The following is a 17,442-nucleotide window of genomic DNA, read 5'->3' as shown; positions in this document are numbered from 1 at the left end:
CAACATGGCCAATTTAAATATAGATAGTGTTAAGGAACGTACTTTTGATGCCATTGTAATTGGGTCGGGGATGAGTGGTGGCTGGGCTGCTAAGGAATTTACCGATAAAGGATATAAAACCCTGATACTGGAAAGAGGGCGGGATGTAAAACATATTAAGGATTATCCAACCACCAATATGTACCCCTGGGAGTTTGAGCACCGTGGCGAAATGCCGATGGCCGTTCAGGAAGCGAACCCGGTGGTAAACCGCTGCTACGCTTTCCATGAAGATGCCGCTCACTTTTTTGTAAAGGATAAAGAACACCCATACATACAGGATAAACCGTTTGACTGGATTCGCGGGTATCAGGTAGGGGGCAAGTCATTATTATGGGCCAGGCAAACACAGCGCTGGAGCGATTTTGATTTTGAGGGCCCCGCTCGTGATGGCTTTGCTGTGGATTGGCCTATCCGCTATGCCGATATTGCACCATGGTACAGCTATGTTGAAAAATTTGCTGGGATATCGGGCAATAAAGATGGCCTGGCCGAGCTTCCCGATGGCGAGTTCTTGCCAGCCTTCCCACTAAACAGCGTTGAGCAGTACTTTAGCAAACATGTTAAAAGTAAATATAACCGGCATGTGATCAGCGCACGCTGCGCGCATTTATCAAAACCCAACCAGATCCATCTTGATCAGGGCAGGGCACAATGTCAGGAACGTATCTTATGTCAGCGTGGCTGTCCGTTCGGCGGCTATTTCAGCGCCAACGCGTCAACCATTCCATGGGCCTTAAAATCGGGTAACTTAACCCTGAGGCCGCATTCGGTGGTGCAATCCATCATTTATGATGAAAGTAAAGGTAAGGCTACCGGCGTACGTATAATTGATACCAACACTAAGGAAGCCATTGAATATTATGCCAAGGTTATCTTCGTGAATGCCGCGGCAATGAATACTAACCTGGTGCTGTTAAACTCTACATCGCACCGTTTCCCTAATGGTTTAGGTAACGATAGCGGTGTGCTGGGCAAATATGTGGCCTTCCATAACTATTCGGCTCACATGAGTGCCGAATATGATGGCCTGTTGGAATGGACTACCGACGGCCGCAACCCGGCAGGTGGCGGCTATATCCCGAGGTTCAGGAATCTGCACAAACAGGAAACAGGTTTTTTACGTGGCTATGCTGCTGGTTTTAGTGCTTACAGGCGCCAAAACCGCAGCTGGGATGGCGTGGGCAGCAGCCTGAAAGAAAACCTGGCTAAAAATGATCTTGGTCCATGGTCGGTAGGCTCGCACATGATGGGCGAAACCATACCTAAAGAAGCCAGCTACGTAAAACTGGATGATAAACTGAAAGACGACTGGGGCGTACCGTTATTGAAGATCTCGATGGATTATGATGATAACGATGCCAAGATGAAGAAGGATTATATTGAGCAGTTAACAGAAATGTTTACAAGCGCAGGGTTCACCAATATTAAAGCCGAGAGCGATCATCGTGCTCCCGGTTTGGATATTCACGAAATGGGCGGCGCACGTATGGGTAATGATCCTAAAACATCAATACTGAATAAGTGGAACCAGATGCATGCCGTTAACAATGTGTTTGTTACCGATGGCGCCTGCATGACCTCCACATCCTGCCAAAACCCATCGTTAACTTATATGGCCTTAACAGCCCGCGCTGTTGACCATGCCGTTAGTGAAATGAAAAAAGGAAATATCGCATAATAGGTTTTGAGTATTGAGTTTTAAATATAAATTTGGCAGGCGATACTGTTAAGTTATCAATTTTGAGTGATGAGGAACCAGTTTTAAGTGATGAGTTTTGAGTGAAGAGAAGTAATACTCAAAATTCAGTACTCATAACTCAAAACCCACTACTCATAACTTATAATAGTTCACTATTTAAAACCAACAAACCCTTTGTGTAAAAAAAACACAATGAAGTATTTGTAAAATAATTTTTATTCATACATTTAGCAGAGTAACCAATTAACAAACAAAACCATTTAACCGAATAAATATGTCTGCAAACACTTATGACGCTATAGTCGTTGGCTCAGGAATTTCAGGCGGGTGGGCTGCCAAGGAACTAACAGAAAAAGGTTTGAAAACCATTATGCTGGAGCGCGGTCGTAACATCGAGCATGTTAAAGATTATGTAAATGCCAACAAAGCTCCCTGGGAGTTTCCTCACAGAGGCGGGCGCACACAGAAAATGATTGAGGATTACCCGGTATTAAAGCGCGATTACCCGCTAAATGAAACAAATTTAGATTATTGGGCAAGCGATAAGGATAGCCCGTACACCGAGATAAAAAGATTTGACTGGTTTAGAGGATACCACGTAGGTGGCCGCTCACTCATGTGGGGCAGGCAATCATACCGTTGGGCCGATGTTGATTTTGAAGCCAACTTAAAAGATGGTATCGCTGTTGACTGGCCTATCCGCTATGCCGATGTTGCTCCTTGGTATAGCTACGCAGAGAAATTTGCAGGCATATCTGGTAACAGAGATGGTTTACCTATACTTCCGGATGGCGATTTTATGCCGCCAATGGAAATGAACGTGGTAGAAAAAGACGTATCAAAAAGATTAAAAGAATATTATAAAGAAGCCCGTCACATGATTATTGGCCGTACCGCCAATATCACCGTGCCGCATAACAACCGTACCAATTGCCAGTACCGCAACAAATGCTGGCTGGGTTGTCCGTTCGGGGCTTACTTCAGTACACAATCGGCTACATTGCCGGCTGCTATGGCAACAGGTAATTTAACAGTTAGGCCATGGTCAATCGTTACCAAAATATTGTACGATAAGGATACCAAAAAAGCAAAAGGCGTAGAGATCCTGGATGCCGAAACCAACCAAACCTATGAATACTTTGCAAAAGTAGTTTTCCTTAACGCGTCAACATTCAACTCAACCTGGATCATGATGAATTCTGCTACCGACATATGGCCTGATGGCCTTGGCAGCAGCAGCGGCGAGCTTGGCCATAACGTAATGGATCACCACCTTAACGTAGGTGCATCGGGCAGGATAGAAGGTTACGAGGATAAATACTATTTCGGCCGCAGGGCAAATGGTTTCTACATTCCGCGTTACCGCAACCTGAATGGCGAAAAACGTGATTACATCCGTGGCTTTGGTTACCAGGGCGCTGCAAGCCGCGAAGGCTGGAGCCGTGATATTGCCGAAATGAACATTGGCGGTGGCTTTAAAGACGCCCTTACCGAACCAGGTTCATGGCAGCTGGGTATGGGGGGCTTTGGCGAAACATTGCCATACCACGAAAACAAGATCACCCTTGATAAAACCAAGAAAGATAAATGGGGACTACCTGTTTTAGCATTTGATGCCGAACTGAAAGAGAACGAGCTTAAAATGCGTATCGAAATAGAAAAGGATGCTAAGGAAATGCTGGAAGCTATGGGTGCTAAAGATGTAAAAAGCCATAGCGATAATCCGTTCCTGGGCCGTGGTATCCATGAAATGGGCACTGCACGTATGGGCCGTGATCCTAAAACATCGGTACTTAACAAATGGAACCAGGTTTGGGATGCCAAGAACGTATTTGTTACTGATGGTTCATTCATGACATCGGCAGCATGCCAAAACCCTTCACTTACTTATATGGCTATGACCGCCCGTGCGGCCAACTATGCTGTTGATGCTTTAAAAAAGAAAGAAATCTAATTTAATTCAGATATTCATAATTCAAAATTACCCATGACTGAAGAACAGGACAAAAGTACTCCCAATGCATCAAGGCGGGAGTTTCTGAAAAAAGGTACAATTGCTGCGGCCAGCTTTATGATCGTGCCGCGTTTTGTACTGGGCGGTAAAGGCTACACAGCCCCAAGCGACCGTTTACTTATTGCCGGCGTTGGTGCCGGTGGTAAAGGACAGAGCGATATTGCCAACTTTTACAAAAGCGGGAAGGCAGAGATTGCCTACCTATGCGACGTGGACGACAGAAGATCGGCTAAAACACGTGGCAACTTCCCTAAAGCCAAGTATTATAAAGACTGGCGCGAAATGTTTGAGAAAGAATCAAAACACTTTGATGCTGTATCTATCTCAACGCCAGATCATAACCACGCTATCATCACTTACAGTGCCATGCAGTTAGGTAAACACGTTTACGTGCAAAAACCAATGACTCATGATATCTGGGAAGCCCGTTTATTAACAGAAGCTGCTAAAAAATATAAAGTAGTTACCCAAATGGGTAACCAGGGTTCATCAAATGATGGTACCCGCCTGATGTCTGAATGGTATGATGCCGACTTGATTGGTGATGTACATACCGTTTACTGCTGGACAAACCGCCCCGTATGGCCTCAGGGTATAGCATGGCCTCAGCCAGATCCAAACATTCCTAAAGAGCTTGATTGGAATCTGTGGTTAGGTACTGCTCCTAAAAAAGATTACGTAGATAAACTGGTGCCGTTTAACTGGCGCGGATGGTGGGATTACGGAACCGGCGCCCTGGGCGATATGGGCTGCCACCTTGTTGAAGCTCCTTTCCGTGTACTGGGTTTACAATATGTTAAAGATGTACAGGCCAGCGTAGGCAGTGTTTATGTTGATGAGTTTAAAAAAGGCCGTTTCCCTGAAAGCTGCCCTCCGTCAAGCCACATCACTTTAACTTTCCCTAAAACAGATAAAACCAAAGGTGATGTAACCATGCACTGGATGGATGGTGGTATTACACCTGAAAGGCCTGCTGAATTAGAAGCTAATGAAAAATTTGGCGGCGAAGAAGGTAACGGTACACTGTTTATTGGTACAAAAGGTAAAATGTATGCCAGCACTTATTCTGATGCTGCAACACTGTTGCCAAAATCACTTACTGCAAGTGCAAACGCGCCTAAAAAATGGGCTCGTGTACCGGGCGGTGCCGAAGGTCACTACGCGCAGTGGGTTGAAGGCTGTATAGCCGGATACGGTAAAACTGAACTAAGCTCATCATTTGATAAAGCTGGTCCGCTTACTGAGGCCTTGTTAATGGCTAACCTTGCCGTACGCGGTCATGACCTGCAAGGTGGTGATATTAAATTGCTATGGGATAACAAAGCAATGAAGGTTACCAACTTTGATGCGGTTAACAAATACATCCAAAGGGATTATCCTGATGGCTTTAAATTAAAAGCGTAAGCTTTAAAAGCAATAACTGGATTATTGGGTTAATGATTTGAAAAGGTCATTATTCAATAATCCAATAATTCAATAACCCAATAATTAACGTAAATCAATAACCAAATTATGAATAGAAGAGAAGCTATTGGCAGGGTTGGTTTAATACTTGGAGGAACCATTATAGGTGCCGAGTTTTTTATCTCGGGCTGTAAATCAACCTCAAAAAAGGTAAACGAACTGTTTGATCAAGACAACGTTGCTTTGTTCAATGAAATTGGCGAAACCATTTTACCTGCTACCAGTACACCGGGCGCTAAAGCGGCCAATGTTGGTGCATTTATGGCACTGATGGTTCAGGATTGCTACAAACCTGAAGATCAGAAAGTGTTTGTAAAAGGTATCTCTGACCTTGATGAAGCCAGCAAGAAAAAATTAGGCAAAAAGTTTATGGAAGCCGATGCTAAACAGCGCACAGAGCTGCTTACAGAACTGGATGCTGAGCAAAAGGAATATACCAAAAACAAAAAAGCCGAAGACCCTAACCATTATTTCAGAATGATGAAAGAATTAACCCTGCTGGGCTTCTTTACTTCTGAAGTTGGTGCAACTAAGGCCCTGCGCTACATTGCCGTACCCGGACGCTATGATGGTAACGTTCCATACAAAAAAGGCGACAAAGCCTGGGCTACGTGATAAATTAGTGGCAAGTTTTGGTATCAAGTAGTTAGTATCAAGTATCAGGACAAAGAAAAATTCTCTTCGTATTTGATGCCAATAGCTAATCTTGATACCTGATACTAACTACTTGATACCCTTATTAAATTACAAATGAAATTAAGATTAGGAATGATCGGCGGCGGTCAGGGCGCGTTTATTGGCGCCGTGCATCGCATTGCCGCCCGTATAGATGGCGAGTATGAATTGGTTTGCGGTGCTTTCAGCAGCAATGCCGAAAAATCAAAAGCCAGCGGTGTGTTATTAGGCTTACAGCCCAACCGCGTTTACAGCTCGTATACCGAGCTTATTGAAAAAGAAAAACAACTGCCCGAGGATGAGCGTGTACAGGTGATCAGTATTGTAACACCAAACCACGTACACTTTGAACCGGCAAAAGCAGCCCTTGAAAACGGCTTCCACGTTGTTTTGGATAAACCCATGACATTTTCGCTGGCCGAGGCCAAAGAGCTGGAAAAGGTAGTACAGGCTACAGGCAAACTGTTTTGCCTTACCCACACCTACACCGGCTACCCAATGATCAAAGAGGCCAAACAACTCATTAAATCTGGAAAATTAGGAACCATTCGTAAAGTTTATGTGGAGTATCCGCAGGGATGGCTCAGCAGCTTTCTGGAAGGGGATGATAATAAACAAGCCTCATGGCGCACCGATCCGGGTAAAAGCGGTATTGCGGGTGCTATGGGCGATATTGGTACCCATGCCTTTAACCTGGCTGAGTATGTGAGTGGTTTAGAGGTTACTAAAATCTGTGCCGATATCAATGTAGTAGTACCGGGCCGTAAACTGGATGATGACGGTGCCGCGCTGCTGAAGTTCAACAACGGCGCAAGCGGCGTACTAACCGCTACCCAGATTGCCGCCGGTGAAGAAAACAATGTTAAGATACGTGTATATGGCGAAAAAGGCGGTTTAGAATGGCACCAGGCCGATGCTAACTCGCTTACCTTAATGTATACCGATAAACCGATGGAGGTTTGGCGTACAGGCGGTGGTTACACCAGCTCGTTCGCGCAGCATAATACCCGCACACCTGCTGGTCACCCGGAAGGTTATCTGGAGGCATTTGGCAACCTGTATCGCAACTTTGCCTTAACGGTAAAAGCAGGTATTGAAGGGAAAACACCAACTCCTGAAGAACTGGATTACCCGGGAATAAAAGAAGGCGTACGTGGTATGGCATTTATTGAAAATGTGATAGCCTCGGGCAAATCAGATAAAAAGTGGACAGATTTTTCTATATAAAAACATTATGACTACGATAAAAGGACCGGGAATATTTATTGCGCAATTTATAGGCGACGCAGCACCGTTTAACAGTCTGGAGTCTATTTGTAAATGGGCAGCAGATTTGGGCTACAAAGGAGTTCAGCTGCCAACACTTGATGCACGTTTTATCGACCTGCAAAAAGCGGCCGAAAGTAAAACCTATGCCGATGAGATCAAAGGCATCGTAAACGCTGCCGGGTTAGAGATCACCGAACTATCAACCCACCTGCAAGGCCAGCTGGTAGCCGTTAACCCGGTATATGATGCGCTTTTTGATGGTTTTGCACCTGAAGCTTATCGTAACAACCCTGCCGAAAGGCAAAAATGGGCCGTACAGCAATTGAAATATGCTGCGCAGGCTTCTCGCAACTTAGGCTTAAATGCTTCGGTAACCTTTAGCGGTGCCCTGCTTTGGCCAATGGTTTACCCATGGCCGCAACGCCCTGCAGGTATTGTTGATACCGCTTTTGACGAGCTCGCTAAACGCTGGACACCGATCCTTGACGTGTACGAAGAAAACGGCATCGACCTTTGCTACGAGATCCATCCGGGCGAAGATCTGCATGACGGTATCACTTATGAAATGTTCCTGGAGAGAGTGAACAATCACAAACGTGCCAACCTGCTTTATGATCCATCGCATTTTGTATTGCAGTGCCTGGATTACCTGGAATACATCGACATTTACCACGAACGCATAAAAATGTTCCACGTTAAGGATGCCGAGTTTAACCCAACCGGAAGGCAGGGTGTATATGGTGGTTACCAAAACTGGGTTGACCGCGCCGGCCGTTTCCGCTCACTGGGCGATGGTCAGGTAGATTTTAAAGGAATATTTAGCAAGCTTACCCAATATGATTATAAAGGATGGGCCGTATTAGAGTGGGAATGCGCGCTTAAACATCCGGAAGATGGAGCAAGAGAAGGTGCCCCATTTATCAAGGATCATATTATCCGGGTTACAGAACGTGCTTTTGACGATTTTGCAGCATCCGGTTCAGACGATGCGTTCAACCGCAAAACACTGGGAATATAAATTATCAAAGTGTCATCTCGAACGAGGAACGAGGAGAGATCTTCTACATCGGTTATGCCGATTGTATAAGATTTCTCCCTTTGGTTGAAATGACATTGTGAATAAAAAAATTACTACCACGAGATTAGCGCAGCGTATCTCGTGGTTACCATGAAGTAAGCTTTCAGCTTACATTCAGCTGAAAGCTGAAGCTAAAAGCTCGCTGCAGAGCAAAAAGGAACGTCGTCTTAGCCAATATAGATGTTGTCACTATTAGGTGTCGGAAGAAATAAAAGAGTGAGAGCCTGTGCGATTCCCTCCCTTGGGAGGGTGTAGGGAGGGGTTTCAGGGGCAGACTTATTCGTTTGAAATTGCGTAAAAACCCCTCCCTGCCATTACACAATTCCACCACACCCCTCCCTAAGGAGGGAATTGAAAATATTCCGAACATCAATAACGGCTGAGGTAAAAGAACGTCATCCCGAATTTATTTCGGGATCCCACACGCTGAGTACCAACGGGAAAGCCCATCATATGGGATGCTGAAACAAGTTCAGCATGACAGGTACCGCGGATTAATAAAAGCATTATATTTGGTATACCAATTAACCAATTTTCACCTAAATATCTTTTTAAATGCAAACCATTAACCGTACACAGCTCTTCAGGGCCAGTTGTTTATCCCTGTTGGTAACATCTTTATCATTCGGCATTCGTGCCGGTATTTTGGGCGATCTGGGCACAAAGTTTGAATTAAATGCCTCCCAGTTAGGAACAATAACAGCAACCGCTTTCTGGGGTTTCCCACTGGCTGTAGTTATTGGCGGTATCATTGTAGATATTATAGGCATGAAACGCTTGCTGGTTATGGCGTTCCTGTTTCACTTAACAGGTATATTATTAACTATCTTCGCTACCGGGTATTGGACACTGTTTTTCTCTACCCTGGTTATCGGCATTGCTAACGGTACCGTTGAAGCTGCCTGCAACCCACTGGTAACCTCGTTATATACCGAAAACAAAACAACCAAACTAAGTCATTTCCATTTATGGTTTCCGGGCGGTATAGTTATCGGTACGCTTATCGTAACGCTGTTTAAGCTTATCGGTTTAAACTGGCAGGTACAGGTAGGCATGATGCTGATACCTACATTAATATATGGCTATTTATTTTCAAGGCTCGATTTTCCGGTAACGGAACGTGTGGCATCGGGCGTATCAACAGCAGGTATGTATAAGGCGGTGGCATCGCCATTGTTTATCTTCATGTTCATTTGCATGTTTGGTACAGCAATTACCGAGCTGTTTACCGGCCAGTGGCTTGATGTATTATTAAAAAATGTAACCAGCAACGCGCTGCTGCTATTAACGTTGGATACCGGTGTAATGGTAGTAGGCCGTGCCTTTGCCAAGCCGGTGCTTAAACGCTTTTCGCCTCAAATGGTATTGTTAATATCAACCACACTGGCAGCCCTGGGCTTGTACCTGCTGAGCACCATGACCGGCGACATTATATTTTTGGCAGCCATCATTTTTGGTATGGGCGTTTGCTTTTTCTGGCCAACCATGCTGGGCTTCGTTTCAGAGAATATTCCAAAATCAGGCGCTTTAGGCTTAAACCTGATGGGGGGTGCGGGCATGTTTGCCGTATCGTTATATACTATTGTAATGGGTAAATATTATGATGGCATTGTAGCCTCAAAACTACCAGCAGGGGCCGATCCGGCTGTATACCTGAAGGCTGCGCCCGGTACAGATATGGCTAAGGCACTTGAATCGGCAAAAAGTTTGGCCGGTCCGGATGTGCTGCACTTAACGCTTGCTATTCCGCTGGTACTGATCGTTGCTTTTGCCGGTTTGGTATTTTACATGCGCGGCAAAAACAAAACAGCGCCTTTAACTACAATTGCCGTGTAAAAAGTACACTTTATTATATAAAAAATTGTATTTTTCACCCATTATTAATCTATTAAACCAACTAACAGACCATCAGGAATAGTAATTGTAAAAAACAGATATCTTTCTGACTGGTTATTACTAAAAAAAACACGTATGAAAAAGGCATTTTTTATTCTTTGTATCAGTGCGGTAGTTACTGCTTGCGGCGGCAGTTCATCAGACAAATCAGGTGGCACTGACAGTACTCAGGCAGCAAATCAAACTGCAAAAGCCAGCAACTCTGATGCTGATACCGTTGTAAGCAAAACAGGCGCGGAGCCAACCGGCGGTTCGGCAGGTTCAAAAGCTGGCGAAGGTTTACTTGCTGCATCTGATTGCAATACCTGCCACAAGGTTGATACCAAGCTTATTGGCCCTGCATTTCAGGACGTAGCTGCTAAATATGAGGCTACCGATGCCAACATCGAAACCCTGGCTAAAAAAGTAATTGCAGGTGGTAAAGGTAACTGGGGCGATATCCCAATGACTCCACACCCTGCTTTATCATTAGATGACGCTAAAGAAATGGTTAAATACGTTTTATCATTAAAGAAATAACCTGATTTTATCTACTTTATAAAATAATTTATGACCACTGGAATCAGGGTAAAACTTTCTACCATGATGTTCCTCGAGTTTTTTATCTGGGGAGCATGGTTTGTTACATTAGGTACATTTTTAGATAAAACATTACATGCCACAGGAGTACAGGCAGGTTCGGTATTTTCAACTCAATCATGGGGGGCCATCATAGCGCCCTTCATTATTGGCTTAATTGCCGACAGGTATTTTAATGCAGAAAAAATTCTCGGGGTATTACATATCCTGGGTGCTGCTTTAATGTACCAGATGTACAAAGCGCCCGATGTATCGTTATTTTACCCGTATGTATTAGGTTACATGGTATTATACATGCCAACACTGGCGCTGGTAAATTCGGTATCGTTTAATCAAATGACCGACCCTGAGAAAGAATTCTCGTCAATACGCGTTTGGGGAACCATCGGCTGGATATTGGCCGGTATTGCTATCAGCTATTTATTTCACTGGGATTCACCGGATGGTATAAGCCAGGGCTTTTTAAGAAATACCTTCCTGATGGCCGGTATAGCATCGTTGATTTTAGGATTGTTCAGTTTTACATTGCCAAGCACCCCGCCGAAGGTTGCCAAAGGGCAAAAAGTGAATGTGGGCCAAATGCTTGGCCTTGATGCTTTAAAACTGTTGAAAGACAAAAACTTCGCTATATTTTTCGTGGCATCTATCCTAATCTGTATACCGCTGGCTTTTTATTATCAAAACGCGGGTGCATTTTTAGCTGATATTAAAGTGGAGAACCCAACCGGGAAAATGACCATTGGCCAGGGTTCGGAAGTATTGTTTTTACTTTGCTTGCCTATCTTCTTTAAAAAATTCGGCTTTAAATGGACAATCCTGGTAGGTATGCTGGCTTGGGCCGTAAGGTATACCATGTTTGCCTACGGTAACGCCGGCGAATTAAGCTTCCTGCTTATTATAGGTATAGCACTGCACGGTGTATGTTACGATTTCTTCTTTGTATCCGGACAGATCTACACCGACTCTAAGGCCGGTATCCAATACAAAAGTGCTGCTCAGGGCATGATCACCCTGGCTACTTACGGTGTTGGTATGCTTATCGGCTTTTATATAGCCGGTTTAATTTCTGACAGCTATAACAGCCCAGCCGGGCACGATTGGAAAATGATATGGTTGATACCTGCAGGCATCGCGGCTGTAGTATTTATCATGTTCATACTCTTCTTTAAGGATAAAAAGGCTGGTGAAGCTATTGCCGAAACCAAAATCTAATAACCATGGCATCAAATCAAAACCGGAGATCGGCTATAAAGAAAATGCTTGCTGGCACCGCTACCATAGCGGCGTCGGGTGTGTTAGTAACTTCATTTACCCAACCCGAAAAGGATAAACAAATGGCAGCTGATACTTTAAAGGGTAATATTAACCATGCGGTATGCCAATGGTGCTACAGCAGCATGACGGTTGAAGAGCTGTGCATTGCTGCCAAAGCTATCGGCATAAAAGGGATAGACCTGGTGGGGCCCAAGGATTGGCCTACACTTAAAAAATACGGCCTGTATTCGTCCATGTGCAACGGGGCCGAAATTAACCTTACCGATGGTTTTGGTGATAAACAGTTTCATGCCCAGCTGCAAAAAAACTATTCGGAAATGATACCGAAGGTTGCTGAGGCAGGTTATAAACAACTGATATGCTTTAGCGGCAGCCGCCGTGGCAAAGACGATGAAACCGGTTGGAACAACTGCGTTGAAGGTTTAAAACCACTGGTAGCCCTCGCCGAAAAACATAATGTTGTATTGGTAATGGAACTGCTTAACAGCAAAATTGACCATAAAGATTACCAGTGCGACCGTGTATCATGGGGTGCCGAACTATGCAGAAGGCTGGGTTCAGAAAACTTTAAACTGCTGTATGATATTTATCATATGCAGATTGATGAAGGCGATGTGATCCGCAATATTCGTGATCATCACCAATACATATCTCACTACCATACCGGTGGTGTGCCCGGCCGTAACGAAATTGATGAAACACAGGAGCTGTATTACCCGGCTATTATGAAGGCTATTGTAGCCACCGGGCATAAAGGTTATGTGGCGCAGGAGTTCATTCCAAAAAATCCGGATAAGATAGCTTCGCTAACCAAGGCGGTTCATATTTGTGATGTTTAAACCTTACGCTCATATTTTGCTCTAAACAATACACTAACCAATAAACTACATGACAACCAGAAGAACTTTTTTAGCACAGGCTGGCCTAATTACAGCAGGTGTAATGATGAAACCAAACTTTCTATCGGCCAAAAGCGCCAACGGCGTGGGGCTGCAATTATACAGCTTGCGCGATCAGTTGCCTAAGGATGTAAAAGGTGTAATAGCACAGGTTGCAAAAGCCGGCTACAAAGAGGTTGAAACCTTTGGTTTTAATAAAGAAACCGGTTATTGGGGTTTACCAGGTAAAGATTTTAGCCAACTGTTAAAAGATAACGGCCTGAAAACTCCAAGCGGTCACTATGGCCTTGATCAGTATTTTGGCGATGGCAGTACCGACGATCTGAAAGCTTACATTGAAGTAGCCAACACTATTGGTCAAACCTATATCATTATCCCTTCGTTAAACCACAACTTTATTAAAACGGTTGATGATTGCAAAGGCGTTGCCGAAAAAATGAACAAGATTGCCGAGATCTGCAAGGAATCTGGCTTAAAGTTGGGTTACCACAACCACAATTTTGAGTGGCAGCCGGTTGGTGATACTACTTTTTATGATGTAATATTGAACAACACCGATCCTAAGCTGGTAAATATGGAGATGGACCTGTACTGGGTTGTACGCGCCGGGCAGGATCCGCTGGCTATATTCCAGAAACACCCGGGTCGTTTTAAGTTTGTACACATCAAAGATCGTGATAAAACAAATGCCGAACTGAACACCGAAATTGGCACCGGCGATATTGATTTTAAAACCATACTAAGCAAAGCTAAGCTTGCTGGCATTCAGCATTATATTGTTGAGCAGGAAAACTACACCAATATTGACCCGTATGTGAGCATTGCCAAAAGTGCCGATTACTTAAAAAACACCCTACACGTTTAAACCAATAAAACCAATATGAAATATCCATTAATACTTACAGCGCTTTTAGCAGGAAGTTTTTTTGTGGCTAACGCGCAGCAAACCGGCAAACCCGAAGATACTGAAACCTGGCAGCCAGAACCTAAAGAGGTAGTTCCCGCTAAAGTACAGGGCGGAGCCCCATCTGATGCTATCGTTTTATTTGATGGCAAAAACCAGGACGAGTGGGTTTCTGTAGCCGATCAAACTCCTGCTTCATGGACAGTTAAAGGCGGCATCCTTACCGTTGATAAAACTAAAGGCAATATCGAAACCAAAAGAAAATTCACTAACTACCAGCTGCATATTGAGTGGCGCGTACCGGCCAGCATTGATGGTACCGGCCAGGCCCGTGGTAACAGTGGTATATTTTTAGCCTCATTAGGTAAAGGCGATGCCGGTTACGAATTACAGGTTTTAGATTCATACAAAAACAAAACTTACGTAAACGGTATGGCGGGCAGCTTGTATAAACAAGCTATTCCGTTGGCAAACCCTTGCCTTAAACCAGGTGAGTGGAACGTATATGATGTAGTTTGGACCGCTCCTGTATTTAACGAGGACGGTACTGTAAAAACTCCGGCAAAAGCTACCGTATTTTTTAACGGTGTTATTGTTGAAAACAGTTACGAACTGCAAGGCCCAACTCAATACATAGGCAAAGCATCTTACGAAGGTAAAAAACATGGTGCCGCACCTATAAAACTGCAGGCTCATGGCGATAAAAGCGAGCCGCTTAGCTTCAGAAATATCTGGGTACGCGAGTTGTAATCCAATTTTTATAACGATATTAAAGCCTGTAAGTATTTGCTTACAGGCTTTTTGTTTTTTGCTGTGTGTTAAGCGCGAAAATAGGTACAGCTAAAACAAATAGGGCTGTTGCAAGTTGTAATGATTATTAATTTGTAGTGTAATTTATTTACTACAAATACTTACTTTAGGATTTTACATATCAAATAAACTTTAGTCCCTGGTGCAGCAAAACGAGTATAAATTTTTAGAGGGCGGGGGCGAAATGGGCGCTCTGATCAGGGCTCATGACTGGTCGCAAACGTCATTGGGTAGCCCGGATCAGTGGCCGGTAAGTCTGCGCACCACTATAGGGATAGTTTTAAACAGCCGGTTTCCCATGTTCATGTATTGGGGCCCCGATCTGATATGTTTTTATAACGATGCCTACCGCCCAAGCCTGGGCATCAACGGAAAGCACCCCACACTTTTGGGCCAGCCCGGTAAAATTTTCTGGGCCGAAATATGGCACATCCTCGAACCTATGATCAACCAGGTGCTATCGGGTGGGGGAGCTACCTGGAGCGAGGATCAGCTGATACCGTTTTATCGTAATGGCACCATCGAAGATATTTACTGGACATTCAGCTACAGCCCTGTGATTGACGAAAATGGCTATCCCTCCGGCATCATTGTAGCCTGTACTGAAACTACCGAAAAGGTACAAAGCCTTAATAAAATAAAGGAAAGTAAAAACGAACTGGAATTTGCCATTGATGCCGCCGAACTGGCCACCTGGGATCTTAACCCGCTAACCAATAAATTTATTGGCAACGAAAGGATAAAACACTGGTTTGGCTTGAAAGGCGGTGATGAAATTGAACTTACTGATGCCATTAACGCTATTGCCCCACATGACCGGGAAAGGGTAGCAAAGGCAATTTCTAACACATTACAGCCCTCATCGGGAGGTAAATACGATATTGAATATACTATCATCGATCCGCATACGCACATTGAGCGTATTGTAAGAGCCAAAGGTAAGGCTCAATATAATGAAGAAGGTGTAGCCCTCAGGTTTAACGGTACGCTGCAGGATATTACCGAAGAGTTTATTGCCCGCCGTAAAACAGAAGATGCCGAAGAGCGGGCCAGGCTGGCGCTCGAAGCTGCCGAAATGGGCACTTTTGATTTAAACCTCATCAACGGGCAGGTATTCAGTTCGCCGCGTTTTAATGTAATTTTTGGCGAAGAAGAGCCATCAGGCCATGGCAAATACCTAGCAAAACTACACCCCGACGACAGGTATAATCGCGAACGGGCCTATGCCCAGGGTTTAAAAACAGGTAATCTGTATTATACCGCGCGGGTAATATGGGCAGACGGCAGTATACATTGGATTGAGGTAGAAGGCAAGGTTTATTACGATGATGCCCGCAAACCTGTCAGGTTGCTGGGTACCGTTATTGATATCACCAAACAAAAAAATAATGAGGAGGAACTGATCAGGTTTAAATTCATGGCCGATAATGCCTCGGATATGTTTATGCTCACCTGCGCCGAGGGTTTGCTTGATTATTTGAATCCGGAAGCACTGGAACAGCTGGGTTATACAGCGGAGGAAGCTGAAAGCTTACAGTTAAAGGAAGTTGACGTGTTGTTTAATGAGGATGCATTTCAACGATCATTTCAGCTGGCGCAAAAAGAGATCATACCACCGTTTGAAACTGTTTACCGGCGAAAAAACGGTTCGGTTTATCCGGTAGAAATTAATATGGTTGGTTTAACGCTGGCCGAGAAACCCTACCTGTTTGCAGTTGGCCGCGATATTACCGAACGTAAAAAGGCCCGTGAAGAACAGATTAAGACCAATCAGCGTTTGGAGATAGCTCTGGAGGCTGGTCGCCTGGGCTCATATGAGCTTGAGCTGGCTACCGGTTTAATGACCTGCACCCCGCAATGTAAGGCCAATTACGGAATAGCCCCCAGCGCCCAGTTTAACTTTCCCGACCTGATGGCCGTAATACTGCCCGAATACCGGGATATGGTGGAGCAGAAAGTAACCACTGCGGTAGCCAACCATAGTGTGTACACCGCCGAATACCAGGTGAAATGGCCCAATGGTACTATACACTGGGTAAGTGCATCGGGCAAGGCCAGTTATGATGAAAGTGACAAGGCCATGCTTATGGTGGGGGTAACCATTGATATTACCGAACAGAGACTGTTACAGCTGCAAAAAGATGAATTTATAGGCATAGCAAGCCACGAGTTAAAAACGCCGGTTACCAGTATTAAAGCCTACACGCAGGTGCTGGAACGCATACTGACTAAAAAAGGCGACACGCAGGAGGCCGGTATGATCCAAAAGATGGATGCGCAGCTAAACCGGCTCACCAGTCTCATTGCCGATTTGCTTGACGTTACCAAGATAAATTCGGGCAGGCTGCAGTTCAATTATACCTGGTTTGATTTTAATGAGCTCATAACCGAGGTTGTGGAAGATTTGCAGCGAACCACGCAAAAACATACCCTATCTGAAGATACCCAGCCAACCGGGAATGTATATGCTGATAAGGATCGCATTAGCCAGGTGTTGGTAAATCTGATCACTAATGCAATTAAGTACTCACCCCACTCTAAAGATATTATTGTTGGTACCCGTTTAAATAACGACGAGGTTGTGGTAAGTGTTAAGGATTTTGGGATAGGTATCTCTAAGGAGAAACAACAAAGGGTATTTGAGCAATTTTACCGTGTAAGCGGTGCAAAACAGCATACTTTCCCTGGCCTTGGCTTAGGTTTATACATTTCTTCAGAAATTATTAAACGCGAAGGCGGCCGCATTTGGGTGGATAGCGAAGAGGGAAAAGGCTCCATATTTTATTTTTCGTTACCAGTAAACCGGCCGGTAAACAATATAGGATAAATTTAAATCGA

13 protein-coding genes are annotated in these 17,442 nt (G+C 44.5%); all 13 read left to right on the top strand.

Annotated features, from left to right (window positions below):
• Positions 1–4 precede the first annotated feature (4 nt).
• The 13 genes from QWZ01_RS01470 to QWZ01_RS01410 all read left to right on the top strand — a co-directional run bounded on the left by QWZ01_RS01470 (position 5) and on the right by QWZ01_RS01410 (position 17,431).
• The gene (locus QWZ01_RS01470) at positions 5–1,720 is read left to right on the top strand and encodes a GMC oxidoreductase (protein WP_290321436.1); all 1,716 of its coding nucleotides are present in this window, start codon (positions 5–7) and stop codon (positions 1,718–1,720) included.
• Between the two features lie 295 nt (positions 1,721–2,015).
• Complete coding sequence (locus tag QWZ01_RS01465) at positions 2,016–3,695, top strand: GMC oxidoreductase (protein ID WP_290321435.1); 1,680 nt, start codon at positions 2,016–2,018, stop codon at positions 3,693–3,695.
• 33 nt (positions 3,696–3,728) lie between these two features.
• A complete protein-coding gene (locus tag QWZ01_RS01460; RefSeq protein ID WP_290321434.1) occupies positions 3,729–5,159 on the top strand; it encodes a Gfo/Idh/MocA family protein in 1,431 nt (476 codons plus the stop codon).
• 108 nt (positions 5,160–5,267) lie between these two features.
• Positions 5,268–5,834 (top strand): gluconate 2-dehydrogenase subunit 3 family protein, encoded by a 567-nt coding sequence (locus tag QWZ01_RS01455; protein ID WP_290321433.1) that lies wholly within the window; start codon positions 5,268–5,270, stop codon positions 5,832–5,834.
• Between the two features lie 135 nt (positions 5,835–5,969).
• Positions 5,970–7,121 (top strand): Gfo/Idh/MocA family protein, encoded by a 1,152-nt coding sequence (locus QWZ01_RS01450; protein WP_290321432.1) that lies wholly within the window; start codon positions 5,970–5,972, stop codon positions 7,119–7,121.
• A 7-nt stretch (positions 7,122–7,128) separates the two neighbouring features.
• The gene (locus QWZ01_RS01445; RefSeq protein WP_290321431.1) at positions 7,129–8,181 is read left to right on the top strand and encodes a sugar phosphate isomerase/epimerase family protein; all 1,053 of its coding nucleotides are present in this window, start codon (positions 7,129–7,131) and stop codon (positions 8,179–8,181) included.
• A 615-nt stretch (positions 8,182–8,796) separates the two neighbouring features.
• Complete coding sequence (locus QWZ01_RS01440; RefSeq protein ID WP_290321430.1) at positions 8,797–10,077, top strand: MFS transporter; 1,281 nt, start codon at positions 8,797–8,799, stop codon at positions 10,075–10,077.
• Positions 10,078–10,212: 135 nt separating this feature from the next.
• Positions 10,213–10,656: a c-type cytochrome gene (locus tag QWZ01_RS01435; RefSeq protein ID WP_290321429.1), complete on the top strand. Its 444-nt coding sequence runs from the start codon at positions 10,213–10,215 to the stop codon at positions 10,654–10,656.
• Positions 10,657–10,686: 30 nt separating this feature from the next.
• Positions 10,687–11,928, top strand: a complete 1,242-nt coding sequence (locus tag QWZ01_RS01430) for a nucleoside permease (RefSeq protein WP_290321428.1) — start codon at positions 10,687–10,689, stop codon at positions 11,926–11,928.
• Between the two features lie 5 nt (positions 11,929–11,933).
• A complete protein-coding gene (locus QWZ01_RS01425; protein WP_290321427.1) occupies positions 11,934–12,830 on the top strand; it encodes a hydroxypyruvate isomerase family protein in 897 nt (298 codons plus the stop codon).
• Between the two features lie 49 nt (positions 12,831–12,879).
• Positions 12,880–13,755, top strand: a complete 876-nt coding sequence (locus QWZ01_RS01420; RefSeq protein WP_290321426.1) for a sugar phosphate isomerase/epimerase family protein — start codon at positions 12,880–12,882, stop codon at positions 13,753–13,755.
• 15 nt (positions 13,756–13,770) lie between these two features.
• Positions 13,771–14,544 (top strand): 3-keto-disaccharide hydrolase, encoded by a 774-nt coding sequence (locus QWZ01_RS01415; RefSeq protein ID WP_290321425.1) that lies wholly within the window; start codon positions 13,771–13,773, stop codon positions 14,542–14,544.
• Positions 14,545–14,746: 202 nt separating this feature from the next.
• The gene (locus QWZ01_RS01410) at positions 14,747–17,431 is read left to right on the top strand and encodes a PAS domain-containing protein (protein WP_290321424.1); all 2,685 of its coding nucleotides are present in this window, start codon (positions 14,747–14,749) and stop codon (positions 17,429–17,431) included.
• The last annotated feature ends 11 nt before the right edge of the window (positions 17,432–17,442 follow it).

The sequence above is a fragment of the Mucilaginibacter aquaedulcis genome (assembly GCF_030409325.1).
In the GTDB taxonomy this organism is placed as follows: Bacteria; Bacteroidota; Bacteroidia; order Sphingobacteriales; family Sphingobacteriaceae; genus Mucilaginibacter; species Mucilaginibacter aquaedulcis.
Note: the sequence above shows the minus strand (reverse complement) of the source record. Positions and strands in the feature narration are given on the sequence as shown.